This is a genomic window from Nocardia sp. NPDC003345, assembly GCF_053589395.1.
This window is the reverse complement of record NZ_JBSFRU010000554.1, coordinates 1-2,023: the sequence shown is the minus strand read 5'-3', so window position 1 is coordinate 2,023 and position 2,023 is coordinate 1. Positions and strand designations below refer to the sequence as shown.

Annotated in this window: 1 protein-coding gene; it reads right to left on the bottom strand. The window is 66.5% G+C overall.

Translation table 11 applies throughout. The features are described 5' to 3' along the window. Positions 1–2,023: non-ribosomal peptide synthetase (locus tag ACWDU1_RS31925; RefSeq protein WP_450004145.1), on the bottom strand; the 2,023-nt coding region annotated here is incomplete at both ends.

Genomic DNA, 2,023 nt, shown 5'->3' with positions numbered 1-2,023 from the left:
GAAGATACCCGCCACGATCTCCTCGATCGGCGTCGACGGCGCCCGGAACACCGAAGCCTCGAACTCCGGCTCCGGCAGCGCCTTACGGTCGAGCTTGCCGTTGATATTCAACGGCAGTGCGTCCAGTACGACGAACGCCGAGGGCACCATGTAGGACGGCACCCGCGCGGATAGTTCGGCCTGCACCCGGCCCAGATCGATCTCCGCCCCCGAAGACACCAGATAACCCACGAGCCGGTCACCCGTGCGCGGATGCGACTTCGCCAGAACCGCCGTCTGCGCGACCTCCGGCAGGGCCAGCAGCGCGGCCTCGATCTCACCGAGTTCGATACGGAAACCACGGATCTTCACCTGGAAATCGGTGCGGCCACGGTATTCCAGCGCACCATCACGGTTCCACGCCACCAGGTCACCCGTGCGATACATCCGCTCACCCGTGACGAACGGATCCGCCACGAACCGCTCCGCACTCAAATCCGCGCGACCGAAATACCCATGCGCCAACTGCGCACCGGCCAGATACAACTCACCCGACACACCATCGGGCACCGGCCGCAGGCGAGCATCCAGCACATACACCCGGCTGTTCCACTGCGGAACACCGATCGGCACCGACACCGTGTCGGCCGAAGACACCCGATGGGTCGTGATCGACACAGCAGCCTCGGTCGGGCCGTACAGGTTGAACAGCCCGATCGCCGGATGCTCCGAGAGCATCCGCTGCGCGGTCGCCGCCGGCAGCGCCTCACCGATCGCCAGTACCCGCCGCAGCGAGGGAGAGACGTCCGCGTCGCTGATGAGCAGCGCGTCCAGCATCGACGGCACCACCGTCAGGGTGGTCACCTCCGCCCGAGTCATCAGGCCGTTCAAATAGGCCGGATCCCGATGGCCCTCCGGGTCCGCGATCACCATCCGGCCACCACAGACCGCAGCGGTCCAGAACTCCCACACCGACAGGTCGAACGTCGCCGCGGTCTTCAGCAGGATCGCGTCCGAGGCATCCAGACCGAATTCGGCCGTGATGTAGCGCAGCTGGTTCACGATCGCCGCATGCGAGACCGCCACGCCCTTCGGGCGACCCGTCGAACCCGACGTGAAGATCACATACGCCGTATCCGACGCCCGCAACGGCGCCGAACGCTCACCGGGAGCAAGCGGCGCGTTGTCGAACACGCCGAGATCCAGCTCGTCGAGCACCAACACGGGCGCCCCACTCGCGACAGCATTACCGGACCCGGCACCGATCTCGGACCCACCGTCGGCGGCAACATCCGAAAGAGAGAACCCGGACTCGGTATTCGTCAGCACACATACCGGTGCCGCGGCCCCCAGGATGTAATCGCTGCGTTCGGCCGCCTGATCCGGATCCACCGGCACATACACACCACCGGCCACCGACACCGCATACATCGCGACAACCAGATCCACCGAACGCCGCAACGCCAGCGCCACCCGGACCTCCGGACCGACACCACGCCCGATCAGATACCGCGCAAGCCGGTTCACCCGCGAACCCAACTCCGCATACGACACCGTGGACCCGTCGGCAGCCACCAACGCCACCGCCTCGGGATCGGCGGCAACACTGGCATCCAACAGCGACACCAACGTCGCCGCCGAATCCAGCTCGTGAACGGTCGCATTCCGCTCCACCAGCGCGGCGTGCTCGGCAGGCGTCAGGATCTCCAGTTCGCCGACCACGGTCCGCGGGGCCGCGACGATCTCCGCCAGCAGGCGCACGAACCGATCCGCGAAACCCTGCGCGGTCTCTTGATCGAACAACGCCGTGGCATAGGTGAGGAACCCGCCCAGCCCCAGCGGCGCCCCGGAGCTGTCGTACTCGTCGCCGACGATCAAATGCAGATCGAACTGTGACAACTCGGTATCGAGCCCCACCGCCGACACCGTCAGCCCGGGCAGCTCCAGACCCGTCTGCGCCAGGTTCTGGAACGACAACCCGACCTGGAACAGCGGATGCCGCGCCTGCGAACGAACCGGGTTCAGCACCTCCACCAGCCGCTCG